The organism is Dactylosporangium sp. CA-139066 (genome assembly GCF_050936175.1).
GTDB lineage: Bacteria > Actinomycetota > Actinomycetes > Mycobacteriales > Micromonosporaceae > Dactylosporangium.
In genome coordinates this window covers 3,273,390-3,298,722 of sequence record NZ_JBNJNH010000001.1, presented here as the reverse complement: position 1 = coordinate 3,298,722, position 25,333 = coordinate 3,273,390, and the positions used below count along the sequence as shown (strand labels likewise).

Genomic DNA, 25,333 nt, shown 5'->3' with positions numbered 1-25,333 from the left:
GATCATGGCCCGACGCAGCGGACGCCGCCCCGGCAGCCCCGACACCCGCGAGGCGATCCTCACCGCCGCCCGCACCGCGTTCGCCGAGAAAGGCTACGACCAGACCTCCATCCGCGCCATCGCCGCCGCAGCCGGCGTCGACCCGGCCCTGATCCATCACTACTTCGGGACCAAAGACCAGCTGTTCCTGGCCACGATGAACGCCCCGTTCGACCCGGCCGAGGTCCTCCCGCGCATCATCGACGGCCCCCGCGAGGAGACCGGTAATCGCCTCGTGCGGTTCATCCTGACCCTGTGGGACTCCCCGGCCGGCGCCCCCGCCGCAGCCCTGATGCGCTCCGCGGTGAGCAACGAGTGGACCGCCCGGCTCGTCCGCGAGTTCGTCGTCACCCGCATCCTCGCCCACGTCGTCAAGGGCCTGGACCTCGACGAGTCCGAGGCGCCGATGCGGACCTCGCTGGTCGTCACCCAGATCGTCGGCCTGGTCATGGTCCGCTACATCGTCAAAGTCGAGCCGATCGCCTCCACACCACCGGCGCAGCTGACCGCCGCGATCGGCCCGACCGTGCAGCACTACCTCACCGGCGACCTGCCCGCCGGGCTCCGGCACGCCGAGCTACCCGCCCGCACCTCCGCAACCTCCTAAAACCGATCGGATCGAGGCGTCATGTCGGTGCTGCCCGGCCAGACCCGTGCGGTCAGCCACGGGCCCGCCCAGCCCAGCATCTGCGGCGGCGCTGGCTGCGCCGCACCGCCGTGGTCGGAGTCGTCGTGCTGTTCACCGTCGAGCTTGTGCTGGGCTGGCCGTCGCTGGCCGGCGCGCTGACCCAGCTGCGCGCGCCACAGCCGGGCTGGCTCGCCGCCGCGGTCTTCGCCGAGATGGCGTCCATGACGGCGTACGCGCGGATGCAACGCCGCCTGCAACGCCGCCTGCTGCGCTCCGCCGGGCTCGTCGTGCCGTGGCCTGGGGAGACACCAAGGTCACGACCAGTGGCCAGGTGCAGTGGACGGGCAGCTGCGGTCCGTGGATCACGCCGACGGCCACGCTCGCCTCGCGGTGCGACGGCTCCATCGTCGTCGACATGCAGAATCCGAGCACTGGTGTCACCGCGCCCGTCGAGGTCTGACGGAACGCCACGGAGCTGGTGCAGAGTGTGACCCTGGCGCCTGGCGGGACGGCGACCGTTGTCGTGCCCGGCATGACCGGCTACCACGACTACCTCCAGGTCGCCAGCTGGGGCAAGCAGCTCGCCTACGGCGCCTGGGCCTGGCCCGACGGCTGCCTGCCGCCCGGGCCGTCGCACCCCGACCGGCTGCTCAACGGCGAGTCGCTCATTCGCGGGGCGCCACGATCTCGTCGCCGGACGGGCGGTTCACCCTCGTGCTGCAGGCCCTCGACGGCAACCTGGCCTTCGCGTCGGCCGACAGCCAGCCGAGGGGTTTGAACCCGGTGTCGCGCAGCCCCGCGCGCGCCAGGCGGGAACCGGAAGCCGGCGAACGCCGACTTCGGTGGCAGCCAGGGATGAGGACGGTGGGCAGCTTCACCGGTCAAGCAGGCCGCGATCATGCCAACGCTCAATGCAACAGAGCCCGGCAGTCTGCTCGCCGTTCCGTCCTGCCCACCGCGGGGTCCGTTCAAGCGGCCGGAGCCGGGACCGTGCGCGATCGGGCCCGACCCGCTCCCGGTCACCCCGCCGGTGTGACGCCGGCGGCCGCGGCCCGCAGTTCGGCGCGCAGCCGCTCGTCGTCCCACACCATGCGATGCGGGCGGTAGTCGTAGGCGACGGCGCGGTCCCGCTCGGCCAGCCGGGTCAGGTGCGGGGCCGCCGCCCGCGCGCCGATGGCCACGAGGGCCCGCACGGCCTCGGCGGGCCGGACGCCGTGCTCCACGACGGTGACCAGCGCGGGCGTGAGCTCCTCTGCCGTCGCCGCGCCGAGCCGCCACAGCGCTTCGGCGGCGGCCGGGGCCGACCAGTCGTGCTCGCCGTGGGCGAGGTCGCGGATGGCGTCGGTCAGCCAGTCCCAGCCGAGCTGCGCGGCGAGCAGCGCGGCCTCGCCCCCGGCCGCGCCGCCCTCGGCCATGATCTGGCGGATCGTGGCCCGGACCTCGGCCGGCGGGTGCGGCCCGGGCCCGTCGGTGGGGAGCAGACGGGCCGCGGCGAGCTGCGTGCGTCGTACCATGAGCGGCGCGCCGTTCGGCCACGGCGACTCGTGCAGTTCGGCCGGCAGGTCCGGCACCTCCAGGCCGGCTTCGGCGGCCATCGTCAGCCCCAGCGTCATCGCCGGCCAGTCCGACGTGTCGTGGGCCCGCCGGAGCGCCGCGAGGACGACGTCCCGGTCGCCGGTGAGCCGCCAGACGGCGAACGCGGGCTCCGGCTCGACGCCCTCGGCCGCAAGGACCCGCAGCTGGGGCAGGTCGACCGGCTCGGCCGCGTTCGCCCGGGCCAGCGCCAGTGCGACGGCCCGCGGCGCCAGTGCCCGCACCGCTCGTAGCCGCGACACCTGGCCGGCGCGGGCCGGTCGCAGCCGCTCCGCCAGGACCGCGACGGCGGCGGCGTCCCCCGCCGCGATCGCCTGGTCCAGCCGGTCGCCGACCGCGTCGAGCTCGGCCACGGTGCCCGCTGGCCCCCATCGTTCGAGCCCGACCCCGCGCGCGTCGCCGAGCTGTAGGAGCACCCAGGCCGCGGTCTGCCGAGCGACCTTCGGCGTCTCCTCGTCGGCCGACAGCCGGGCCAGGTCGTCGGCCCACGGCGCGGCGGCGGGCCCGGTCGTGGCGACCGCGGTGACCGCCGCGACCCGCACCGCGGGGTCGCCGTGGCGCAGCCACCGCCCAGCCCACGCGGCCAGCCCGGTCCGGGCCGGCCGGTGCCAGCGGCAGGCGTCCTCGACCCCGCGCAGCAGGGCCACCGCAGCGGCGAGTGGGGCGAGCGGGGTCCAGGGCCGGAGGGCCCAGATCACCGGTAGCACCGACGGCAGCCCGCGCGGCGCCCCGGCGGTCTCGTCGACCGGCTTCGCGCTGGACATCACGCTCTCGCCCACGACGACCGCGCCGACCATCGGGCCGCCCGTGACTCCCTCGGCCGGCAGCGCCCGCAGGAGCGCGTCGAGCAGCGCCGTCCCGGCGGCCGGCTCGGCCGCGCAGAGCAGGTCGGCCAGCGGCGACTCGCGGCGCAGCCAGTCCTCGGGCACCCTGACGCCGGCGGCGAGCGCGGCCGCGACCGCCTCCACCGTGCCGGCGGTCCACGGCACCCCGCTGCGGGCCGCGGCCAGCGCGCCTGCGACGACGACCGTCGGGTCCGCGTCGACGGGCGACGCCCTGGTGGCAGCCTCGCCCAGCCCGAGCAGCAGAGCCGCCCGCACGGCCGGCTCGGTCTCCACCGCCAGCCGCCGCCGCAGAACGTCCGGGCCGGCGCCCGCCTGGGTCAGCGCGTAGGCGGCCGCGGCCCGCACCGCCGCATCCGGGTCGTCGAGGAGCGGCGCGAGGTCGCCCGCCAGCCTCCGCAGCGCGGCCCGGGCCTCGGCCGAGGGGCGGCGCGAACGCTCGGGGTCCGCTGCGCGCCCGGCCGCGGACAGGGCCGCAGCTCGGCCGGACGCCGCCGACCGCGCCCGTTCCACGAAGCCCGGCACCGCGGCGGCGATCCCGGGCGTCAGCCGGTCCGGTCCCGGATACATCTCGTGCACGCCGAACATCCGCTTGAAGGCGTGCTCCCACGTGGGTGCCGCATCGGCCGTCACGGCCATCAGCGTAGGCGAGCGAGTTCCTTGTACTGGTCAGCGGCGCCTTCCACCAGGACGGCCGGCGGCTGCCACCGGCCGCGCCCGCCGGGTCATGAGCGACCAGCCCGCCGAGGTCTCGCCCGACGGCCCCGGCTGGCGGACCACCGTCATCGAGCGGACCGTAGCCTCGGCCGCGGCGGGTGACCGGGCCCGACCGGCGCGGATCCGCGGCGGTGCGCTGGCGCACCCTGGGGCGCTGTTGCGTTGGTCGCGGGCAAGATCCAGGCAGGCTTGAGCGGTGAAGCTGGCAACCCGTCACGCCCTGCGTTGCCGACCAGTTCTGCGTTTGCCGGGTTCCGGTTTCCGCCCGAGGTGATCGTGGTCGCGGTCCGCTGGTACCTGCGCTATGGCCTGTCCTACCGCGATGTCGAGGAACTGCTCCTGGAGCGTGGTGTCGAGGTCGACCACGTCCCGGTGTTCCGCTGGGTGCAACGGTTCACGCCGCTGCTGGCCGACGCGGCCCGGTTCCGGCACTCGCCCGGCGACCGCTGGTTCGTCGACGAGACCTACGTCAAGGTCGCCGGTGTCTGCCGGTACGTCTACCGCGCCATAGACCAATACGGCCAGATCATTGACGTGCTCGTCTCGGACCGCCGCGACGCCGCTGCGGCCCGCCGGTTCTCCCGGCGTGCCCTGAAGATGCTCACGGTGAAGCCCAGCGAGGTCGTGACTGACGCCGCGGCGATCTACCCGGCGGCGCTCGACGAACGCATCCCCTCCGCATGGCACCACGTCGAGCAGTACGCCAACAACCCGATCGAAGCCGACCACGGCCAGCTCAAACACCGGCTCAGACCGATGCGCGGACTGCGCACCGACCAAACAGCCACCGTGATCATCGCCGGACACGCCCTCATCCAGAACCTCCGACACGGACACTACGAACTCGGACTCGACGCCCCACGCGGACTCCGCGTTGCCGCCGCGTTCACCGAACTCACCCGCGCCATCTGAGTACAGACATGATCACGATCCACTGTGCCACCGGATCGGTCAACGCAACGGCGCCATCTGTAATGGCCGCAGCAGTGGCTGGGCGCGGACTGCGGGGCTGTAGGCTTCGAGTCTGGTAACGGCCTGCGTCGCCGCGGCAACGCCGAAGATAAATGGCGCAAAAGATACATAAACTACGAATCTATTTACGGGTCGACGTGCCGCCGTTGCAGAGTGCTTGCGCCTGGGGAACGTTCGCCGATCTCATGACGGGACACCCGTGAACGGAGTCGAGAAAGGCGGAACGTTGGCCCGTATCGGCATCGCCGAGCTCCTGCTGATCCTCATCATGCTCGGCGTGATCGTCACGGTGATCGTCGTCGTGTCGCGGCTCAGCCGCCGCCGCGCATCGGCCGCCCGGACCCCGGCCGCCCCCTCGTTCAGGCCCTCGCTGCCGATTCCCGCCCCGGTTCCGCCATCTCCCGTCTCGGCGTCCCCGGTTTCCCCCGCCTCCGTCCCCGCGGCGGCGTACCCCGTATCGGCGCCGCCAGTCGCCTCCCCCGTGTCCGCCCCGCCCGCCTCGGTGTTCACACCGTCCTCGTCAGGGCCGCACCTGGGGATCGACTTCGGCACGTCCAACACCGCGGCCGTGCTGCGTACCGCGGACGGCCGGCGGCTGCCGCTGCTGTTCGACGGCTCGCCGATGCTGCCCTCGGCGGTGTTCGCCGCCGAGAACGGCCGGATCGCCGTGGGCCGCGACGCGCTGCACCTGGCCCGCACGGCGCCGGAGCGCTTCGAGCCGTCGCCGAAGCGCTGCATCGACGACGGCCACGTGCTGCTCGGCGACCGCGAGTATGCCGTCGCCGACGTTATCGCCGCGGTGCTGGCCCGGGTCCTCGACGAGGCCCGACACACCCTGGACGGCGCCACACCCTCGATCACCGTCACGCACCCGGCCGCATGGGGCCCGACCCGCCGCGACACGCTGCTCGCCGCCGCCCAGCGCGCCGGCGCCCCGGCCGCCGACCTGCTGCCCGAGCCGATCGCCGCGGCCCGTTTCCTGACCCGTCTGCACGGCGCGACGGTCCAGCCGGACGCGGCGATCGTGGTGTATGACTTCGGCGCCGGCACCTTCGACGCCACCGTGCTCCTGCACCGCGACGGCCGGTTCAACGTCGCCGCGACCGAAGGCCTCACCGACACCGGCGGCCGCGACATTGACGCCGCGCTGCTGCAGCACATCGCTGGCATGTACGCGGCCCGCGACGCCGCGACCTGGCAGCGTCTCGAGCGCCCGGCCACGCCGGCCGACCACCGCGCCCGGTGGACCCTGCTCGACGACGTGCGCACCGCCAAGGAGATGCTGTCGCGCGCTCCCTCGACACTGATCCACCTGCCGCTCTTCGAAGACGAGCTGCTGCTCACCCGGGACCATGTCGAGGCCCTGGCCGGCCCGATCGTCGACCGTACGGTCGCCGCGACCAAGTCCGCGCTGTGGGCGGCGGGCCCGGCCGCGGCCCGGGTGGGCGCGGTGTTCCTGGTCGGCGGGTCGAGCCGGATCCCGCTGGCCGCCACGGCGCTGCACCGCGCCATCGCCGTCCCCCCGACGACGCTCGAACGCCCGGAGACCGTGGTAGCTGAGGGCGCCGCCGCGGAGGTGCTTGCCTAAGAGTTCCTAACAAAGATAGTCGATGACCCACTGGTGTCCTTTGTAGACGTTCGTCTACCATGCTGAGCTGTGCGGCGTGGTGAACAGCCGCCGTGGATCGTGCCCGATGGGCTGTGGCAGCGGATCGAGCCGCTGCTGCCCAGACATGTCCCACGCGATCCACGGCGACCCGGTCGGAACCGGATCCCGGATCGGCAGGTGCTGTGCGGGATCTTGTTCGTGCTGCATACCGGGATCCAGTGGGAGTTCCTACCCCAGGAGCTCGGATTCGGCTCCGGGATGACGTGCTGGCGGCGTCTGGAGGAATGGAACCGCGCCGGGGTCTGGCAGCAGCTGCACGAACTGCTCCTCGCCGAATTGCAGGGCGCGGGGAAGCTGGACTGGTCCCGAGCGGTCATCGACTCCTCCCACGTCCGCGCCGCCCGGCGCGGCCCAAAAGCGGTCCGAGCCCGGTCGACCGCGCCCGAGCGGGCTCGAAGCACCACGTCCTGACCGAGGGCGCCGGCATCCCCCTGGCCGTCTCACTGACCGGCGGCAACCGCAACGACGTCACCCAACTCCTGCCGCTGATCGACAAGGTCCCACCCGTGCGGGGCCGCCGCGGCCGGCCCCGCCAACGCCCCGACGAGGTCTTCGCCGACCGCGCCTACGACCACGACAAGTACCGCCGAGCGGTACGGGCCAAGGGCATCCGCCCCCGCATCGCGCGCCGCGGTCAACCGCACGGCTCCGGCCTCGGCGTGTTCAGGTGGGTGATTGAGCGGACGATCGCTTGGTACCACGGGATGAAACGACTCCGCATCCGGTGGGAACGCCGCGACGACATCCACGAAGCCTTCCTTGGCCTCGCCACCTGCATCATCACGTACCGACACGTCGTGCGACTTTGTTAGGACCTCTAAGCCTCGATCCACCGACTAACGATGACGTCGTGAGCTGCGAGGGTATGGGAAATGCCCTCTGACCTGGAAGGATGGGAGTTCTCTACGCTTCCATCACCCTGGTCGAGAGGGCATCTCGTAGGTGCGATTGTTGCATGCTCGCCGCGCGGTCGACGTGGTGTTCGACGAGGCGAATCTGGTGTCGTGCGCCGGCCTGGTCCCGGTGATGAGTCTCGCTGAGCAGGTCGATCTGGCCGGGCTGGTCACATCCCGGGTGCGGCCGGACCTGTCCACGGGGTCGAACCCGGGCGCCAAGGCCGCCGCCGTCGTGGCCGGCATGGCTGCCGGCGCGGACAGCATCGACGACCTGGACGTGTTACGCCACGGCGGGATGGCCACGCTGTTCGCCGGGGTGTACGCACCCTCGACGCTGGGGTCGTTCCTGCGGTTCTTCACCTGGGGCCACGCCCTGCAGCTGGAGGCCGCGGCCCGGGACCTGCTGACCGCCCTCGCCGCGGCCACGCCGCTGCTGCCCGGCGCGGGCAGGCAGGCGTACGTCGACGTGGACTCGTTGCTGCGGCGGGTCTACGGCCACGCCAAGCAGGGCGCGGCGTTCGGCCACGCCAAGGTCGGCGGCTACAGCGCGCGACTGCGCGGCCTGTCCCCGCTGGTGGCCACGATCAGCACCACCACGGCGGCGCCGGTGATCGCCACGACCCGGCTGCGTGGCGGCAACGCCGGCTCCGCCCGCGGCGCGGCATCCCTCATCCGCCAAGCGATCGCGACCGCGCGGGCGTGCGGCGCCACCGGCCCGATCCTGGTCCGTGCCGACTCGGCGTTCGGCTCCGGCCCGGTGGCCGCCGCCTGCCGCAACGCCGGAGTGAACTTCTCGCTCACCCTGCAGTCCAACCCCAAACTCCGCACCGCGATCGCCAGCATCGACGAGACCGCGTGGACCCCGGTGCGCTACCCCGGCGCGGTGTTCGACGAGGAGACCGGAGGCTGGATCTCCGAGGCCGAGGTCGCCGAAACGGTCTACACCGCGTTCGAGTCCACCCGCTACAAGATCACCGCCCGGCTTGTCGTGCGCCGGGTCAAGGAACGCAACCCCGCACCCGAAGGTCAGGAGGCGTTGTTCCCGCTGTGGCGGTATCACGCATTTCTCACCGACACCACGGAATCCACAGTGGATGCTGATCTGACTCACCGCGGTCACGCCATCGTCGAGCAGGTCTTCGCCGACCTCATCGACGGACCCCTCGCGCATCTGCCTTCGGGCCGGTTCGCCGCCAACGCCGCCTGGCTGACCCTGGCCGCGATGAGCCACAACCTGCTCCGCGCCGCCGGCTGCCTGACCAGCCCCCGCTACGCCACCGCCCGGGCCGCCACCATCCGCCGGCAGCTGATCACCATCCCGGCCCGGCTGGCCCGTCGAGCCCGCCGCCTCATCCTGCACCTGCCCACCCACTGGCCCTGGCAGCAGCCCTGGCAGACCCTCTTCGACCGAGTCCACGCACCACCCGCCACAGCCTGACCCGGACCAACCGCCCACCCCGGGCCCCACCATCGCCACGGAGCACGCCGGAGCGCCCGGCGGGTCCATCACACCCACCAACCAACCCAATCAGCACATATCGATGCAATGCCTACGACGCGAGCGCTCCAGCACCGATCGTAGGGTCGGGAGCTGGCGCGGTGGCCCGGGTTGGCGGTAGGTCCGACAGCCTTCTCGTTCCAGTGGTTTCCCGTCCGGTTGTCCCACTGCCGTAACCATGACCAGGGTGCTCCGTTTCCAGCTCCCGCCGCATCGAACCGTGCATGCGGTTCTCCCGCACACGGCTCACCGACGCCGTTCACCGCCGGCATTCGGCTTGTCCCGCCGCCACGGTTTGAATGGCCGTGGCGCGACGACGGTCCCCAGGCCGACCAGGCCCAACTCGTTGTCCGACTGGAACGACAGCACCTGCCAGCCGAACTCCCGGCTGCGCTTGTGCCGTTTGGCGATCACCAACGCCAGCCGCAGCTTCGCGTAGTACCTGATCTTCTCGAAATGGCGGGCCGAGTTGCCGTACTTGAAGAACCCGGCCCAGCCGCGCAGGAACATGTTGATGTCCTGCACGATCCACTCCGTCGACAGCAACAGCCGCGACCGGTCCGTCAACTGCCGGATCCGGTCACGGGCATGCTGCATAGCCTTGCTCGCGGGCCAGCGGGCCAGAAAAGTGACCTGCTTGCCACCCGTGCGGGCCCAGGCGCGCACCAGCCGGTGATGGAAACCGAGGAAATCCACGCCTTCCCCACCGACCTCAAGGTGCACGATCCTGGTCTTGGCCTCCTTCGGCTCCAAACCGAGGTCGGCCAACAGCTCCCGAAGCCGCTGCAACGCGGCCTCGGCCTGCGCCCGAGAGGCGCACATCACCAGCAGATCGTCAGCGAACCGGACCAGCACCCCATGCGCCCGCGCATCCCACGCCCGATCGAGTCGGTGCAGGTAGACGTTACAGAGCAACGGTGAAATGACACCGCCTTGGGGGCTTCCGGTGACCGGCCGCCGGACCTGGCCGTCCTCCATCACCCCGGCGCGCAGCATCGCCCGCAAGAGCTTCAAGACCGCCTGGTCACAGACCCGTTCCTGGACTGCTTGCATCAACTCGTCGTGCGGAATCGCCGAGAAGCAGTTGGCGATGTCCGTCTCGACCACCCACCGCCGACCCCGCCAGGACTCGTCAACGAGCACCTGCAGGGCATCGTGCACCGAGCGTTTCGGGCGGAACCCGAAACTGCACGGCAGCATGTCGGCTTCGAAGACCGGCTCGAGCACGATCTTCACCGCTGCCTGCACGATACGGTCACGAACCGCGGGAATCGACAACGGCCGCTGCTCGGTCGTTCCCGGCTTCGGGATAAACACCCGACGAGCCGGTAACGGCCGATAACCGCCGTGCCGCAGTTCCGCGGCCAGTTCGTCGAGCAGCCGGGCCACCCCGTACTCCTCGACCTGATCCAGGGTGATCTTGTCGATGCCCGGCGCGCCGTTGTTGCGGCGCACCGCGACCCACGCCCGCCACAAAACGTCCCTGCGGAAGACCTTGTCTCGCAGCGCATGGAACCGACGCCCGGGATCGGCCTTGGCCGCCCGGTAGAGCGCATGCTGCAAAGCTCGAACCGGGTCCAACACGAACCCCAACGCGGCGGGACTAGCCGAAACGGCACTCACCGGGCACCCCTTCACCAGCACTACGCATCGACGAAGTAGCGGCCCTTCCCATCACCGGCGGTTGTGTTGTCCGCCCGGCTCAATCGGTACTACGACCGCCTCCGACTCCCTCCCGGCACGAAATCCACTTCCCGGCGTGAACCGGTTATAGGACCCGACACTCCAGTGCGCATCCGCAGCACACCGGGCCGGGGAGGGTCTCCCCAGTTCCCGCCGCCACCATCTGAACGTTCCGCGCCCAGTACGCCGGGGAGTTCTTCGCGGCTGCAATCCAGGAGCTACACCGCTTCCATGGCCTTCACCCTGACATCGGGGGCTCGGCTCTCCCTCTGCCCCACCCTCAACAAGTGAGACCTCTAACGACGCCGCAGGCTTCGCGTCATGCTACGGACCGCTCAGTCGCTCCCCCATCAGGGCTTTTGACGCTGGGCTTCGACCCGACCCGTTTCCAGACCGAGCCGCCAGCCTGCTACCGGGCCTCCTGGCAGCTACCCGGACCGGACTTGCACCGGCAGGCGACGACGAGCTTACGACTGCAGCTGAGCTACACACTCACCTCCAGGTTCGCTGGGCGCACGGTGGATCCAGGCTAAGAGCCCGACGGCGATCGCCTCGGGATACGTCAACAACTGCACGGAGCCGCATGATCGCGCCGCAACGCTGAGAAAAGGCTGAAGAGCCTGCCAGCGGACACGGCATACTCGGGTTGGCGGACAGTTTGGTCCGGGCTGACGGGACATGAGAATTGGCTCTGTCGACGATCTTGTGACGGGGCGACCTATTGACTTACCAGGCCTCGATAGTTCAGAGAATCCGTAGCAGGTTGAAGTTCGAGCGGCCGAACATGGATCGTTTGATGGCCTTGAGTTTGCAGACGGTTCCTTCCACAGCGCCGGAGCTCCAGGGCAGGGTCAGGCCGTTGGTGATCGCGGCCCAGTCTCGACGCAGGCCGGTGACGAAGACGTGCAGGTCGGGCAGGTCCTCGGCGTCGGCGGCGTCGAGCCAGGCGCTCAGGCGGTCACCGCCGCGGGTGCAGAGGATCTTCGCGAAGTCGGTGACCAGTTCGGCGAGGGTGTGTAGTTCGGGACAGCGGGCGAGGATCGCCTTGAGCCGCAGCTTCTTGCTCTCGCTGACCTGGTCGGGGTGCCGGGTCATCCAGTTGGTGACCTGCCTGGGCTTGGGCGGGGCCGCGGTGCGGCAGGCCGGGCTGCCGGACCCGCGGATGGGTTCCAGGTAGCCGCGCACGGTGCGGGAGGTGCCCTGGTAGGCCTGCTCGCGTAGTTCCTCGGTCAGCCGCACCGCGTCGGTGCAGCCGGCGTTCCACCGGGCGTCGAGGTAGTCCTTGAACAGGTCGAGCTTGCTGGCGCGGGACTTGCTGACGAGCAGTTCGTCGATGCTGGTCGCGTCGGCGTAGCGGGCGACGGTGTCCGGGTGCAGACCCAGCCGCGCGGCGATGACCTTGCGCTGCATGCCGGTGGCGAGCAGTTCCCGCACGGCGGTGTAGCGTTCCCGCAGCCGGATCGTGGTCGGTGTTTCCGGTCGCTGGTAGGGTTGCGCGGTCGTCGGTAGCGGCTCACCCGGGTCGGCTGCGGCAGCGGTCGGCGGTTCGGGTAGACAGGCCCGGTGCCGAGTGACCGAACCGTGGCCTCGGTCAGCCGGCGCGGCACCTTGAACAGCGGGGTCCGTCCCCAAACCTGCGGCTGCAGTACTCCGCTGGCGGATCGTGCGGTTGGCGTTGCCGGAGTTTGCGCCGCCACTCCTCGCCCACCCGCGAGCCGTCTCCGATGCCGCGGTTCAACGGCCGGGCCATGTTGGCGTAGTCGCGCCCCGTGCCGAGGAGGAGCTGCAGGTGGCGTGGCGGTGCCCCGGGCAGCGCGGCCAGCTCGGCCTCGGTGCAGACGAACGGCCGGAGCTGGTTGGCCCGCGCCGCCCGCTTGCATTCAGGTGGCTAACCTCGCCGCACCGCAGGCCTGCGGAACCAGCAGGCTCCTGCTCGGGCAGCCGCAACAAGCGCGCACCGCACTGACTGGGTCACGAGATGACTTGCCGCAGGCCCACACCAAGGCACGTGCCGTGCTGAATCTGTTTCTCGCAGACACCGCCGCGCAGTCCGGCGACGCACCGCAGGCGGTCGATCTCGCTCGGCACGCCCTGCTCTCGACGATGCACCAGCCGATCCTGCCGATCCTGCAGCAAAGCCGTCGAGTCCGCCGGCTGGTGCAACGCAAGGCGCCGGCGGAAGCCGAGTTGCTCAGCGAAACGGTTGAGGAATTCAGCCACGCGCTTGCCGCCACCGCCGCGAAGGCGAACGTATGAACCTGACGGGTATTGGGATCTGCACTGCGCAGTTCGACTTCCAGCCCGCCACCGTGGTCCGCGACGCTGTCCGGGAACTGGAGGCTCTCGGGTACTGTTCGCTCTGGACCGGGGAAAACGTTGGGCGCGAGCCGATCAGCCAGTCCGCCCTGCTGCTCGGGGCCACCAGCCGCATCGTCATCGCTACCGGAGTCGCCAACATCTGAGCACGCGATCCAATGTCCACGCTCGCAGCACAGCAGACACTGACAGAGGCATACCCGGGACGGTTCATCCTCGGAATCGGAGTCAGCCACCCTAGGCTCGTCAACGACACACGCCGACTGAACTACCGCCAGCCACTGCGGGCCATTCAGGACCACCTCGCAACGATGGACGAACTCGCCCCGCGCTACCGAGCCGTGCCAGCAGACGGCCCGAATCGCGTCCTCGCGGCCCTTGGCCCGCGCATGATGCGGCTCGCCGCACAGCACGCAGACGGCGCGCACACCTACCTGGTACCTCCCGAACACACCGCCCAGGCGCGGCACATCCTCAGACCCGACGAGCTGCTGATACCAGAGCAGGCGGTAGTCCTCACCACTGACAAGCCCAGGCTCACGAAGTCGGCCGACGGCACCTACGCCGATACCTCTCGTTGCCCAACTACGCCAACAATCTCCGCCGGTTCGGCTACACGGATGACGACCTGGAACACGACGGCAGTGACCGACTCCTCGACGCGCTGACTGTCTGGGGCGACGAATGTGCGATCGCAGAGCGCACACGCCAACACCGGCGGGCCGGCGCGAGTCACGTCTGCCTCCAAGTCCTTGATCCCGAATTCCGGGCGCTACCACTCCCGCAGTGGCGACGCCGTATTGGTCGTTGGCGCGGTAGACGTACCGGCAGACACCGGCGACCTTGACGTAGGTCTCGTCGACGAACCACCGGTCGCCGGGCGGGTGCCGGCAGAACCGGGCCGCGTCGGCCAGCAGCGGCGTGAACCGTTGCACCCAGCGGAACACCGGGACGTGGTCGACCTCGACACCACGCTCCAGGAGCAGTTCCTCGACATCGCGGTAGGACCGGCCATAGCGCAGGTACCAGCGGACCGCGACCACAATCACTTCGGGCGGAAACCGGAACCCGGCAAACGCAGAACTGGTCGGCAACGCAGGGCGTGAACGGGATGCCAGCTTCACCGCTCAAGCCTGCCTCGATCTTGCCCTGCGACCAACGCAACAGCGCCCTTTGCCGAGGCCCTGGCCGCCGCCCCGCCACGTGCGCATCGATGAATCCGCGGGACCAAACTGTTTCGCGCCGGTTAACGGAGGCTTAACCTGACGGTGGGAGGAGATCGCCGAATGTATGTCACCCAGGCACTGCACAGAGCGGTTCAGCTGGACAGGCAGCGGCCGATGACGATCTTCGGGGACCGGGTACGGTCCACGGCCGAATCCGCGGACCGGGTCGGCCGCCTGGCCGCCGGCCTACGGTCGCTCGGGGTCGGCCGCGGGGACAGGGTGGCGCTGCTCGCGACGAACTCGGACCGTTTCCACGAGAGCCTGCTCGGTGTCGCGTGGGCGGACGCCGTCGCCGTGCCGATCAACCACCGGTGGGTTCCCGACGAGATCCTCTTCGCGGTGCGCGACTGCGGGGCGCACGTCCTGATCGTCGACGAAGGCCTGCTGGCCACCGTGGCCGCCGTGCGCGAGCGGGCCGACCTGTCGGCCGTCGTGGTCATGACCGACACGGACGCCCCGGTCGGCACTATCTCGTTCGAGCAGCTGGTCGCCGGCCACGTGCCGTTGCCCGACAGCCGCCGGGGCGGCGACGAACTGTTCGGCATCTTCTACACCGGCGGCACGACCGGACAGCCGAAAGGCGTGATGCTGACGCACGACAACCTGCTCACGTCCGCCTGGGGCAGTCTGGCGACCGGGCAGTTCGTGACGCCCGGCGGCCGGTTGCTGCACGCCGCGCCGATGTTCCACCTCGCGGACCTCGCGACCTGGGTCGCCGCGCTGGTCACCGCGGGCACGCACGTAATTGTGCCGGGGTTCACACCGGCGGGAGTTCTGGCCGCCGTGGAAAGCCACCGGGTGTCCGACATGCTGCTGGTGCCCGCGATGATCCGGCAACTGGTCGACTTCGCCGATGCGGACCGTTTCGACGCGTCGAGCCTAGCCCACCTGATCTACGGCGGTTCCGGCATGCCCGACGCGTTGCTTGCACGGGCACGCGCGATGTTCCCGCAGGCCGGGTTCGTCCAGGCCTACGGCATGACGGAACTGGCACCGGTGGCGACTCTGCTGCTGCCGGACGACCACAATCGGCCCGAGCTCGCGGGCTGCGCCGGGCGCGCCGCCCCACACGCCCGGGTACGCGTCGTCGACCACGACGGCGAAGAGGTGCCATCGGGCACTGTCGGCGAGATCGTCGTGGCCGGCGATCACGTCATGCGCGGCTACTGGCAACGGCCGGACGACACTGCCGACGTGGTCCGTGACGGGTGGATGCACACCGGCGACGCCGGTTACATGGACAGACATGGGTACGTCTTCGTCGTCGACCGCCTCAAGGACATGATCATCTCCGGCGGCGAGAACGTCTACTCGGCCGAGGTGGAGAACGTGGTGACGCTGCACCCGGCGGTGGCGGCCTGTGCCGTGATCGGGTTGCCGGACGAGCAGTGGGGCGAACGGGTCCACGCGGTGGTGGTGCTCGCGGCGGAAGCGGAGGTCACCGCCGAGGAACTGCGGGAGTTCTGTCGGCCACGGCTGGCCGGTTACAAGATTCCGCGCAGCGTCGAGTTCGCCGACTCGATGCCCGCATCCGGTGTGGGCAAGGTGCTCAAGCGACAACTGCGTGACGAACGGCTCGCGCGATGAGCCGTCGATCGCCGCCGGCCGCTGATGCGCCTCAATCATGGTCGGGCGCTGACGTGCGCCCGAGCCGCACCGGCAGGGCGCGCACGCCCCTGATGATGCGGCTGTGCCGCCACTCGATCGTGTCGACCGGTACCGCCAATTCCATATGAGCGAGGGCCGCGAGCAGTTCCTCGAGGGCCACTCGGGCCTCCAGCCGGGCCAGCGGTGCCCCGAGGCAAGTAGTGCAGTTCCCTCGTGCTCGACGTCGAGGGCCAGCTCCTCGCGGCGCCGACGAATGAGATCCCCCAGTATGGTCGCGAGTCGCCGCGACGCCTCCGCCTGTAGCTCGCCCTCGCTCTCGGAGGCGTCCGCGTACCTGTCGGTCCAGTAGCGGAACTCCCCCAAGCGCGCGATCGGCACCCCGAACAGCTCCGCGATAACCGCGCGTCCCCGGCCGGCAGCGCGGCGATCAGCTCCCGGGCGATCGTGCGGATCCGCGGCTCGAGAGCAGCCACCCCTCGTGGCGTGAAGACCTTCGACACCGGGCGCCGCAGCCGGGTGCAGTCCGGCGGGTCGACGCGCAGCAGGTGGGCCTGCACACCCGCGGTGGTGACGCCGGTCCAGGCAACGGTGTGTGCCTCCGGACCGGCGTACCGCAGGCCGTTGTTGCTCATCCGCGGGTCGACAGTATCCGCACGGCCTCGTCGTGGCGGGTGACGAGCCCGACGGGCAGGCCGTCGACGACCACCCGTGACAACGGCGCCTGTTCGCGCAGTGCCGTGAGCGAGGCGTACGGATCGCGGGTGTACTCCCGGTTCGAGGTGCTCAGCGTCGGTTGATCAGACATGAGTCAGGCCAGCATGAGGGGCAGCGCGTCCGGACGGTGCACGAACGTCGCCTGGCTCCACGTCATTTCGGCGGCGGGGACGGCGAGCCGCAGATCGGGGAAGCGCCGCAGCAACGTCCCGATCGCCAGCTCGCCCTCCAAGCGGGCCAGCGGGGCGCCGAGGCAGAAGTGGATCCCGTGGCCGAACGCGAGATGCCGGCCGTGCGCCCGCGTCGGGTCGAGGCGGGCGGGGTCGGTGTACCGGGCGCTGTCACGGTTGGCCGCCTGGAGATCGATGGCGACGAGGTCACCCGCCGAGATCCGGCTGCCGCCCAGGTCGAACGACTCGACCGCGGCCCGCAGGTTGGCCGTGGGAACCGGGCTTTCCAGCCGCAGGAACTCCTCGATCGCCCCTGGGAGCCGGCCGGCGTCCTCGCGCAGCCGCGCGGCCAGGTCCGGCTGCGTCATGAGCAGGTAGACGCCGTTGCCGATCAGGCTCACCGTAGTGTCGTGCCCGGCGACGATCATCAGGAAGATGGTCGAGGTGAGCTCGTTCGCGGTGAGGGTGTCACGTTCGTCGCGCGCCCGGATCAGCGCGGAGATCAGTGCGTCGTCAGGATGCTCGCGCCGGTCGGCGATCAGGTCGCGCAGGTAGTCCACGAACTCCACTGCGGCCGCCACCGGGAAATCGGGCGAGCCAAGGCCGGAGATGACGGTCCGGGACCAGTCGCGGACCCGCGGGCGGTCGGCCTCGGGGATGCCCAGTAACTCGCTGATGACCAGGATCGGCAACGGCTCGGCGAAAGCCGACATCAACTCGACCCGGTCGCCCGGCGCGAAGCCGTCGATCAGGTCCTCGGTCAGACGGGTGATCCACGGTCGCAACGCCTCCACACGGCGGGCGGTGAAGACGCTGGAGACGAGGCGGCGCAGCCGCGTGTGGTCCGGCGGGTCGGAGTTGGTCAGCCCCTTCAGTAGTGCGTCGCGGAGGTCCGGCTCGAGCTTCCCGCCGTCGAGAGCGCCGGCGGCCAGCATGGCGGCCGCCGACAGCCGGCTGTCGTTCAGCGCCGCGATGGCCTCGTCGTAGCCGGCCACCGTCCACACCGGCATGCCGTTGGACAGTGTCGACCGATAGACCGGGCCGAGGTCCTGACGCTCGGCTCGGGTATCGACGTTGACGGACGCCTTGTCGAGTGCGGTGACGTTACCGTCGAGATCCACAGTGGACTCCCTCCCGAGGCGGATGTGCCGCGATGCCGGCACCGGTGCGCGTGGACACCAGAATGGTCCGGGACGACGGTCGGACGGGTACGTCAATTGACTGCTTTCCGGGAGGCGGGCGTGAAGCACGTGATTGATGTGAACGCAGGCCGGCCTGCTCCCGTAGTTCACTTTGGACAGCCTCCAGCGAAGCCTAGGTTCAGGAGCCGGCATGAGCTTTACGACGAAGAGCGTCCACCGACGCACGCGCCGAGGGAACTGAGGAGTTCCGGTGGGTCGCGTGTTGCTGGCCGCCCCGAGAGGGTTCTGCGCCGGCGTCGACCGGGCCGTCGAGATCGTCGAACAGGCACTCGCCGATGCCGGGGCGCCGCTCTATGTCCGCGGCCAGATCGTTCACAACCGGCGTGTGGTGGACGACCTCGCCGCTCGGGGCGTGGTCTTCGTGGACCGGGTCGACGACGTCCCTGCGGGGTCCACGCTGGTGTTCTCGGCGCACGGGGTCCCGCCGTCCGTGCGGACCGAAGCGGCGCGGCGCGGCCTGCGGGTGTTCGACGCGACATGCCCACTCGTCGCCAAGGTGCACGGTGAGGCGCGCAGATACGCCCGCGGCGGGTACGACGTCGTCCTGATCGGCCAGGCCGGCCACGACGAGGTGGTCGGGGTCGTCGGTGAGGCGCCGGACCGCGTCGTCGTCGTCGACCCGGCAACCGCCGGCGACGTCACCCTGGCCCCGGACCGGCCCGCGGTGATGCTGAGCCAGACGACGCTGACGGTGGACGAGGTCGACGCGGCGGCGGCCCGGCTGCGCATACACCATCCCGAACTGCGCCGGCCGCCGACCGATGACGTCTGCTACGCGAGCCAGAACCGCCAGGACGCCGTCGAAGCGCTGGCCGCGCGGTGTCCCCTCGTCGTTGTCGTGGGCTCGGCGAACTCGCACAACTCGCGTCGCCTGGCCGAAACGGCGCGGCGGCACGGAGCCGCCGCCCATCTGGTCGACGGCGCCGGTGACCTCGACGTCGCGTGGTTCAAGAACGTCGAGACGGTCGGTGTGACGGCCGGCGCGTCGGCCCCGGAAAGGGCCGTCCAGGAGGTCGTCGCCGCCTTGGCCCGCCACGGCTTCGAGACGGTCGAGCAGCTCACCGTCCGAGTGGAGTCCGAACGCTTCGTGCTTCCCGCCGCGTTGCGCGGCAGCGGGAGTGCCGCGTCGCCCGGCCCGAAGGCCAACGTACGTCATTCGACGCAATCGTCGTCCGGGTCTCCGGTCTAGCGTCGTATGCGCAGGCAGCGGAGGTTTCAGGAGGGTACCGCCGATGACGGACGTGCGGTTCGCGGTCCTCGGGCCGGTGCGGGCGTGGCGGCGGGACACCGAGCTCGACCTCGGCTCACGTCAGCAACGGCTCGTCCTCGCCCTGCTGCTGGCCCGGCCGAACCGGCCGGTGAGCACGTCGGAACTGCTCGACCTGCTGTGGGACGACGAACCCCCGCGCAGCGCGGTCAACATCGTGCACCGGTACATCGGAACCCTGCGCCGCGTCCTCGAGCCGGATCTCGCGCTGCGGGCCAACGGCGAGTGGCTGCTCGGCCGGGGCTCCGAATACCGCCTGCGGGCCGACGCGCACACGTCGGACCTGGTGCGCTGCCGGCAACTGGCCGACGACGCCCGCAAGGCGACCGCACGCGGTCAGGCGGACGTCGCGATGACGCAGTTCGCCCAGGCGCTCGAACTGTGGCAGGGCCAATGCGCAGCCGGGCTGGAACCGGCCTCCGGCGTCCATCCCGCGTTCGTCGCCGTCGACCGTGAGTACTCGGCCATCGCGTACGACGCCGCGGAAGCGGCCCTCCGGTACGGGAGTATCGGCAAGATCCTGCCGGGAGTACGGCAGGCAGCCGAGCGCAACCCGCTGGACGAACCACTCCAGTCCCAACTGATCTTGATCTTGGCCGCCGACGGCAAGCAGGCCGAGGCGTTGGCCACCTACGAGCACGTCCGCCACCGGCTGGCCGACGAGCTGGGGGTCGAGCCGAGCCGCGAGCTGCGCTCGGCCCACGAGCGGGTCCTGCGGCAACACATCGGCGCCCACGACGCCGCACCCCCGGCCCCGCGGTCCTTGAAACCGGCGCAACTGCCGGCCGACCTCGCCGCCTTCACCGGGCGAGCCGACACGCTCGACCGGACGGCCGCCATGGTGTCCGCGAGCACCGAAGCCACGACGATCGTGGCCGTCGACGGCATGCCCGGCATCGGCAAGACCGCCTTCGCGCTGCGTCTCGCCCATCTCAGCACCCCCCAGTTCCCCGACGGCCAGCTCTACATCGATCTGCGTGGTTACGGGCCGCCCGAGTCGATGGTCTGGCCGGGCGAGGCTCTGCGCCGGTTCCTCAACGCGCTCGGCGTACCGCAGAACGACATTCCGACGGACCTCGCCGACCAGGCGGCCCTGTACCGCAGTGTCATGGCCGATCGCCGGATACTCGTCGTACTCGACAACGCCCGTAGTATCGAGCAGATCCAGGATCTCCTGCCGGGCTCGGCCACCGCACTGGTGATCGTCACGAGCCGCGGCACCCTCCTCGACCTCGTTGCCCGCAACGGGGCCCACAGGATCACGCTCGGCGTGCTCACCGCTCCCGAGGCCCGCACGGCGCTGGCCCGTCGCGTCGGCGCCGACCGCGTCGCGGCGGAGCCCGAGGCCATGGAGAAGATCATCCAGCAATGTGGACGTCTCCCGCTCGCCCTCGCGATCGCCGCCGCCGGCATCGTGAGCCATCCCGGTTCGTCGCTCGCCGACATCGCACACGAACTCGACCACGCACCGGACGCCCTCGACGGTCTCGACGGTCTCGGCCCCTCGCAGGGCGCGCGACCGGGCCTGCGCGGTGTGTTCTCGTGGTCCTACGACGCACTCAGCCCGCCCGCGGCCCGGCTGTTCAGGCTGCTCTCCGTCCATCCCGGCCCGGACATCGCACTCGGCGCCATCGCCAGCCTGGGCGGGTTGACGGCATCGTCCGCACGTGCGCTGACCGGTGAGCTGGCGCTGGCCCACATAGTCACCGAGCGGCGGCTCGGCCGGTTCGCCGTTCACGATCTGATCAGTGCATACGCGACGGAACTTTGCCGCGAGGTGGACACCGACGACGAGCGGCGAGCCGCGCTGGACCGCTGCTTCGACCACTACCGTCACAGTTCTCACGCCGCCAACCTGCGCCTGCTACCGCTGATGCCGCCACCCGAGCCGGAGCCGGCCCGGCCCGGTGTGACCGCCGAGACCTTCCCCGACGCCATAGGGGCGATGGCGTGGTTCGACGCCGAATGCCACGTGCTGAACACCGTCGTCCGGCACGCCGCGCAGCAGGGCGCCGAAGCGGTCGCCTGGCCACTCGCTCTGACGTTGCAGCAGTTCTACCAGCGCAAGGGCCGGTACCACGACTGGGCCGCGACCATGGGCTGCGCGCTGGAGGCGGCCGAACGCATCGGTGACGTCGCCGGGCAGGCGCACAGCCATCGCAGCCTCTCCGGGGCATTCCTCAAGCTGGGCGAACACGACCGGTACCGCCGGCATCTGGAGGCCGCGCGGGCACTGTACGAGAAGCTCGGCTGGTCGGCTGAACAGGCATACGTCCACTCCAACCTGGCCGACGGGCTGTTCATGCGCGGACGGTTCGCCGAGTCGCTTGCGAGCGATGAGCGGGCATTCGCGCTGTTCAAACAGATCAGCCACAACAAGGGCATGGCCGGATCGCTCTATGGCCAAGCCGCCTGTCTCATCGCGATGGGACTTCTCGACAAGAGCACCGGGCCCACGTATGAGTCAATGCGATTGTTCCAGGAATTGGGTGACGCCAATGGCGAAGGGCTCGTTTGGAACCTCCTCGCCGAGGCCTACCAGCGGCGCGGCGACCACCACGAGGCCGCACAGTGCCGGCGACGAGGCATCGACCTGTACCAGAAGGTGGACAGCCGGTTCAACGCCGCCGAGGCATTCATCCGGCTCGGCCTGACCGGGATGGCCACCGGCGACTACCGGTCCGTACGCGATTGCCTGACCCAAGCGCTCGAACTGCTCGACGACCCCGTGGACGAGAGTTGAACACCGAACAGTAGGCCCACTCGCCGCCGCCGAACCGGCTGCCGAGGTGAGCGAGACGGAGGCGACCACCCCGGCACCGCACCCGCACCGAGGCAACGGCGTTAGCACCTCGCCATACGCCCCGGCCGAGCCACCATCGGCCGGGGCGTTTTCCGCCTCCGCACCGGCTGCACTTCGCATGTCACTCGATGCGCACTATTGCCGCACAGGGTCTACCTAGGTTGGTTGCAATGGCATTGTTCCGCAACCACTAGGAGCCCCATGGCCACCGATCCATTGGCCGCCGGTGAGCATCTGCTCGAGGTCGACGGCCGACCCCAGTGGTACCACGTGGCCGGACGCGGGCCGGTGTGCCTCGTCCATCCCGGCGGCCCGGGCCTCGGCTGGGAATACCTGCGCATGCCGGAGCTCGAGACGCACCTGACGATGGTGTACCTGGAGCCGATCGGGACCGGCCGGTCGGCCCGCTTCGACCACGCCGACGACTACAGCATCGACCGCTACACCGAGTTCCTCGGCCGGGTGCTGGACCATCTGGCCGTATCCGCGCCTCTGCTGCTCGGTCACTCCCACGGCGGCTTCGTCGCCCAGACGTACGCGCTGAGCCGGCCAGAACGTCTGGGCGGGCTGGTGCTCTACGCCACCTCCCCGGCCACCGGGTCCGACTTCTGGACCGCGGCCGTGACCAACGTCCAGCTGTTCCCGCAGCAGTATCCGGAACGTCCCGCCGCGGCGGACATCCCGCCGGCCTTCCGGGCCGCACTCACCGCCGGCACCGACGCGGCCTACTGCGAAGCGCTGCGCCGCCTGCTACCGGTCTACCTAGCCGACCCGTGGGGTGAGCGGAGCCTGCTCGAAGACGTGCGGCACGGGTTGCGGGCGTGGGTCGCGCCGGCCCGTGCACAGGAGCCCCGGCCGTTCGACGTCCGCGCCTCGCTCGCCGGCCTCACCGTACCCAGCCTGATCCTCACCGGCGCTCACGACTTCATCTGCGGCCCCCGCTGGGCCCAGGCCCTTGCCGCCGCGATCCCGGATGCCCGGCTCGTCACGTTCGACGACAGCGGGCACCTCCCCCACCTCGAAGAAGCGCACACATTCGCCGTCACCGTCGCCGGCTTCGCCCACCGCCGCCAGCCCGGGCCAAACTGACCGCACAAGGACGGAGTCCACGCCATGACAAGCGCCAACGGGACTGTCACCTGCAGCAGCTCCGCGGACGAGCGGATGGCCGCCATCCACCGGGCCCACTCGGAGTCGCTGTACCGGTTCCTGCTCCGCCTCACCCTCGGCCAGCATCAGGCCGCCGAGGATCTGCTCCAGGAGACGCTGCTGCGCGCCTGGCAACACCGCGACGAGCTGCCACCCGGCGACGCCGTCCGGCCGTGGCTGTTCACCGTCGCCCGGCGGATTACGATCGACGCGGCCCGCAGCCGCGCGGTGCGACCCAAGGAGATCGACTCGATCGACCTCACCACATTCGCGGACGACGGTGCCCCCATCGAGCATCTCGTGAACGGCATCACGGTCCGGGCCGCGCTGAGCCGGCTCGCCCCCAACTACCGCAGCGTCCTGCTCGAGGTGTACATCCGGGAACGCTCGACCGCGGAGGCGGCGAAGATCCTGAACATCCCCGAAGGCACCGTCAAGTCGCGTACCCACCACGCGTTACAGAAGCTCCGGGCGGCGTTGCAAGACCGCGGCTGAGACGTACGACGGCGGCACCACCTCCGTCAGCGCCACCACAACCTGAACCGGCGGCGCCGACGGGGAGGATCCACCGTGCCGCCCGCCAGCAGGGCCGCCACCTCATGGTCGGGCATGCGGCTCAGTTCGGTCGCCACCGGGCCGAACTCGTCGCACTCCCGCTGGCACGTCCGGCACGAGGCGAGATGCTGTTCGAAGGCGTGCTCGCGCACCGGGTCGAGGGCACCGAGAAGGTACAGCGCGGCCGCACCATGGCCGAACTCATGCATCAGTGTGCCGTCCCCGCCGTGATCGCCACGGTCCGTCCCTCCGTCCGATGTCGTCACCTGCACGACGGGCCGGCCCGGGACTCAGTTCACACCCGATTCCGGCGGCGATAGGGTCCGCGTCGATCGACCGCCGACCTCGGATCGTCCGAACCGGTGCGTTCGCCGGCACGTAGTGGTTGCCAGGCACATCAATGCGGCCGCTGATGACCGGAGGAAGACATGCGACCCCAGGGGCAGAGCAACCCGCGGCAGTTGATGGAACAGGCCATGGCTTTGCGAGACAACCTGCTCACGCTCCAGCGCGACCTGAACGAGGTCGAACTGACCGGCAGCGCGGGCGACGGCAAGGTGGTGGTGACGATGCGCGGCAACGGCGAACCGGTCCGCGTGCAGATCGACCCGGCCGTCGCCGACCCGCACGCCGTGGCCACGCTGGAGCAGCTCGTCCTGGGCGCCATACGTGAGGCCCAGCAGGCGATCCAGGCGTACGGCCGGGCCAAGACCCGGATCGCCTGAGGCCGGTGAGCACATTGTCCGTCCGCAGCGAACCGGTGACATCACCTCAACACCGCACCCAGCACGCCGTCCCCGTCCGGACCGCCGACCCGGGGCCCTACGACCAGCACGTCTGGGGCGAGCTCTGCTATCGCGGCTCGACCCCGCCGGACACGGTCCTACTGCTCGTCCACGGTTCGTCGTACAACCACCTGTACTGGGACCCACCTGTCCACAATAGTCGATACTCGTTTGTTCACGCGGCGACGCGGGCCGGATTCGCGACCTTCAACGTCGATGCGCTCGGCACCGGCAACAGCTCAGTGCCGCCGTCGAGCGTGCTCACGGTCGGCGCCGAAGCCGTCGCTTTGCATGATGTGGTGACGGCGCTGCGCTCCGGTGCTCTCGGTACCTCGTTCCGGCGGGTCGTCTGGGTCGGGCATTCATTGGGTTCGACGGACGGCATCACGGTGGCGGCGCACTACCCCGACGACATCGACGCCCTGGTCGTGACCGGTCTGCTGCACGGCCAGAGCGTCGAACAGGGTGCGGCGCTGGCCGCGGAGGTGTATCCGGCGAACGACGACCCGAAATTCGCGGGATCCGGTCTGTATTCCGGCTACGACACCTTCCGGCCGGGCGGCCGGGCCCGTCTGTTCTACAGTCCGGCGACCGCCGACCCCGCCATGGTGCGGCTGGACGAGGAGACCAAGGACGTCGTCGCGTTCGGCGTCAAGCTGCCGGAGGTAAGCGCCCTGTTGTTCCCGCCGCGTCCGGAGGAAGGGCTCACGTACCGGGTCAACCTGCCGGTGCTTCTCGTGCTGGGCCAGCGTGATGCGATGTTCTGCGGCGCCGACTGGCTCGACTGCGACTCACGGACCGCGGTGCACGACTACGAAGCGGCGTACTACGGGCCGGACGCCGCCCTGACGACCATGCTGGTTCCCGACACCGGGCATTGCCTCGCCTGGTCGACGACCGCGCCGTCCACGCACGCGGCCATGCTGGCATGGACGGGCGGTGTGGTCCCGCCGCAGTCGTCACGGGTGCACCACCCGAAGCGCAGCGGCGAGTAGGGGACG

The 25,333-nt window shown here is 70.5% G+C and carries 21 protein-coding genes and 4 pseudogenes; 16 read left to right on the top strand and 9 right to left on the bottom strand.

The window, feature by feature from the left end; genetic code table 11:
* Nucleotides 1–4: 4 nt before the first annotated feature.
* Nucleotides 5–646, top strand: coding sequence for a TetR family transcriptional regulator (locus tag ACQEVU_RS14990; protein ID WP_433323750.1), 642 nt, complete (start codon nucleotides 5–7; stop codon nucleotides 644–646).
* On the opposite strand, the gene ACQEVU_RS14985 is transcribed toward ACQEVU_RS14990, so the two are convergent.
* Nucleotides 643–924, bottom strand: coding sequence for a hypothetical protein (locus ACQEVU_RS14985; RefSeq protein WP_433323748.1), 282 nt, complete (start codon nucleotides 922–924; stop codon nucleotides 643–645). The genes ACQEVU_RS14990 and ACQEVU_RS14985 overlap by 4 nt on opposite strands.
* A gap of 35 nt (nucleotides 925–959) precedes the next feature.
* Between ACQEVU_RS14985 and ACQEVU_RS14980 the strand changes: the two genes are divergently transcribed.
* Nucleotides 960–1,127: a hypothetical protein gene (locus tag ACQEVU_RS14980; RefSeq protein WP_433323745.1), complete on the top strand. Its 168-nt coding sequence runs from the start codon at nucleotides 960–962 to the stop codon at nucleotides 1,125–1,127.
* A gap of 559 nt (nucleotides 1,128–1,686) precedes the next feature.
* Here ACQEVU_RS14980 and ACQEVU_RS14975 read toward each other — a convergent pair.
* Nucleotides 1,687–3,735 carry a hypothetical protein gene (locus ACQEVU_RS14975; RefSeq protein ID WP_433323743.1) on the bottom strand — a complete coding sequence of 683 codons (2,049 nt, stop codon included), beginning with the start codon at nucleotides 3,733–3,735 and terminating at the stop codon, nucleotides 1,687–1,689.
* A 309-nt stretch (nucleotides 3,736–4,044) separates the two neighbouring features.
* Between ACQEVU_RS14975 and ACQEVU_RS14970 the strand changes: the two genes are divergently transcribed.
* The 4 genes and pseudogenes from ACQEVU_RS14970 (at nucleotide 4,045) to ACQEVU_RS14955 (ending at nucleotide 8,794) form a co-directional block, all read left to right on the top strand.
* The gene (locus ACQEVU_RS14970; RefSeq protein WP_433334938.1) at nucleotides 4,045–4,731 is read left to right on the top strand and encodes an IS6 family transposase; all 687 of its coding nucleotides are present in this window, start codon (nucleotides 4,045–4,047) and stop codon (nucleotides 4,729–4,731) included.
* Between the two features lie 286 nt (nucleotides 4,732–5,017).
* Complete coding sequence (locus tag ACQEVU_RS14965; RefSeq protein WP_433323741.1) at nucleotides 5,018–6,379, top strand: Hsp70 family protein; 1,362 nt, start codon at nucleotides 5,018–5,020, stop codon at nucleotides 6,377–6,379.
* A gap of 69 nt (nucleotides 6,380–6,448) precedes the next feature.
* Nucleotides 6,449–7,272 (top strand): annotated as a pseudogene (locus ACQEVU_RS14960) (IS5 family transposase).
* Nucleotides 7,273–7,402: 130 nt separating this feature from the next.
* On the top strand, nucleotides 7,403–8,794 hold the full coding sequence (locus ACQEVU_RS14955) for an IS1380 family transposase (RefSeq protein WP_433323739.1): 1,392 nt from the start codon (nucleotides 7,403–7,405) through the stop codon (nucleotides 8,792–8,794).
* Nucleotides 8,795–9,100: 306 nt separating this feature from the next.
* On the opposite strand, the gene ltrA is transcribed toward ACQEVU_RS14955, so the two are convergent.
* Both ltrA and ACQEVU_RS14945 read right to left on the bottom strand, forming a co-directional pair.
* Nucleotides 9,101–10,417, bottom strand: a complete 1,317-nt coding sequence (gene ltrA / locus ACQEVU_RS14950) for a group II intron reverse transcriptase/maturase (protein ID WP_433322606.1) — start codon at nucleotides 10,415–10,417, stop codon at nucleotides 9,101–9,103.
* Nucleotides 10,418–11,281: 864 nt separating this feature from the next.
* Nucleotides 11,282–11,971: a transposase gene (locus ACQEVU_RS14945; RefSeq protein WP_433323737.1), complete on the bottom strand. Its 690-nt coding sequence runs from the start codon at nucleotides 11,969–11,971 to the stop codon at nucleotides 11,282–11,284.
* Between the two features lie 579 nt (nucleotides 11,972–12,550).
* On the opposite strand from ACQEVU_RS14945, the gene ACQEVU_RS14940 reads away from it, so the two are divergent.
* Nucleotides 12,551–12,793, top strand: a complete 243-nt coding sequence (locus ACQEVU_RS14940; protein ID WP_433323735.1) for a hypothetical protein — start codon at nucleotides 12,551–12,553, stop codon at nucleotides 12,791–12,793.
* Nucleotides 12,790–13,521 (top strand): annotated as a pseudogene (locus tag ACQEVU_RS14935) (LLM class flavin-dependent oxidoreductase). Before ACQEVU_RS14940 ends, ACQEVU_RS14935 begins: the two are co-directional and overlap by 4 nt.
* Nucleotides 13,522–13,527: 6 nt before the next feature.
* Here the strand turns inward: ACQEVU_RS14935 and ACQEVU_RS14930 are convergent.
* A pseudogene (locus tag ACQEVU_RS14930) lies at nucleotides 13,528–13,947 on the bottom strand (IS6 family transposase); the annotation flags it as partial.
* A 192-nt stretch (nucleotides 13,948–14,139) separates the two neighbouring features.
* Here ACQEVU_RS14930 and ACQEVU_RS14925 point away from each other — a divergent pair.
* A complete protein-coding gene (locus ACQEVU_RS14925) occupies nucleotides 14,140–15,666 on the top strand; it encodes an acyl-CoA synthetase (protein WP_433323733.1) in 1,527 nt (508 codons plus the stop codon).
* 31 nt (nucleotides 15,667–15,697) lie between these two features.
* Here the strand turns inward: ACQEVU_RS14925 and ACQEVU_RS14920 are convergent, their stop codons facing one another.
* The 3 genes from ACQEVU_RS14920 to ACQEVU_RS14910 all read right to left on the bottom strand — a co-directional run bounded on the left by ACQEVU_RS14920 (nucleotide 15,698) and on the right by ACQEVU_RS14910 (nucleotide 17,692).
* Entirely contained in the window at nucleotides 15,698–15,847 is a 150-nt protein-coding gene (locus tag ACQEVU_RS14920) for a hypothetical protein (protein ID WP_433323731.1), read from the bottom strand.
* A 468-nt stretch (nucleotides 15,848–16,315) separates the two neighbouring features.
* Nucleotides 16,316–16,492, bottom strand: a complete 177-nt coding sequence (locus tag ACQEVU_RS14915) for a hypothetical protein (RefSeq protein WP_433323729.1) — start codon at nucleotides 16,490–16,492, stop codon at nucleotides 16,316–16,318.
* Nucleotides 16,493–16,495: 3 nt separating this feature from the next.
* On the bottom strand, nucleotides 16,496–17,692 hold the full coding sequence (locus ACQEVU_RS14910; RefSeq protein WP_433323727.1) for a cytochrome P450 family protein: 1,197 nt from the start codon (nucleotides 17,690–17,692) through the stop codon (nucleotides 16,496–16,498).
* A 271-nt stretch (nucleotides 17,693–17,963) separates the two neighbouring features.
* Here ACQEVU_RS14910 and ispH point away from each other — a divergent pair, with 271 nt between their 5' ends.
* The 5 genes and pseudogenes from ispH to ACQEVU_RS14885 all read left to right on the top strand — a co-directional run bounded on the left by ispH (nucleotide 17,964) and on the right by ACQEVU_RS14885 (nucleotide 23,487).
* The gene (ispH, locus tag ACQEVU_RS14905; protein WP_433323725.1) at nucleotides 17,964–18,962 is read left to right on the top strand and encodes a 4-hydroxy-3-methylbut-2-enyl diphosphate reductase; all 999 of its coding nucleotides are present in this window, start codon (nucleotides 17,964–17,966) and stop codon (nucleotides 18,960–18,962) included.
* 43 nt (nucleotides 18,963–19,005) lie between these two features.
* Nucleotides 19,006–19,182 (top strand): annotated as a pseudogene (locus ACQEVU_RS14900) (transcriptional regulator MoaR1); the annotation flags it as partial.
* Between the two features lie 144 nt (nucleotides 19,183–19,326).
* Nucleotides 19,327–21,783 carry an ATP-binding protein gene (locus ACQEVU_RS14895; RefSeq protein ID WP_433334936.1) on the top strand — a complete coding sequence of 819 codons (2,457 nt, stop codon included), beginning with the start codon at nucleotides 19,327–19,329 and terminating at the stop codon, nucleotides 21,781–21,783.
* Between the two features lie 261 nt (nucleotides 21,784–22,044).
* Nucleotides 22,045–22,932: an alpha/beta fold hydrolase gene (locus ACQEVU_RS14890; RefSeq protein ID WP_433323723.1), complete on the top strand. Its 888-nt coding sequence runs from the start codon at nucleotides 22,045–22,047 to the stop codon at nucleotides 22,930–22,932.
* Nucleotides 22,933–22,956: 24 nt separating this feature from the next.
* Entirely contained in the window at nucleotides 22,957–23,487 is a 531-nt protein-coding gene (locus tag ACQEVU_RS14885; protein WP_433323721.1) for a sigma-70 family RNA polymerase sigma factor, read from the top strand.
* A 26-nt stretch (nucleotides 23,488–23,513) separates the two neighbouring features.
* On the opposite strand, the gene ACQEVU_RS14880 is transcribed toward ACQEVU_RS14885, so the two are convergent.
* Nucleotides 23,514–23,813, bottom strand: a complete 300-nt coding sequence (locus ACQEVU_RS14880; RefSeq protein WP_433323719.1) for a zf-HC2 domain-containing protein — start codon at nucleotides 23,811–23,813, stop codon at nucleotides 23,514–23,516.
* Nucleotides 23,814–23,975: 162 nt separating this feature from the next.
* On the opposite strand from ACQEVU_RS14880, the gene ACQEVU_RS14875 reads away from it, so the two are divergent.
* Complete coding sequence (locus ACQEVU_RS14875; RefSeq protein ID WP_433323717.1) at nucleotides 23,976–24,272, top strand: YbaB/EbfC family nucleoid-associated protein; 297 nt, start codon at nucleotides 23,976–23,978, stop codon at nucleotides 24,270–24,272.
* Nucleotides 24,273–24,277: 5 nt separating this feature from the next.
* Nucleotides 24,278–25,327: an alpha/beta fold hydrolase gene (locus ACQEVU_RS14870; protein WP_433323715.1), complete on the top strand. Its 1,050-nt coding sequence runs from the start codon at nucleotides 24,278–24,280 to the stop codon at nucleotides 25,325–25,327.
* The last annotated feature ends 6 nt before the right edge of the window (nucleotides 25,328–25,333 follow it).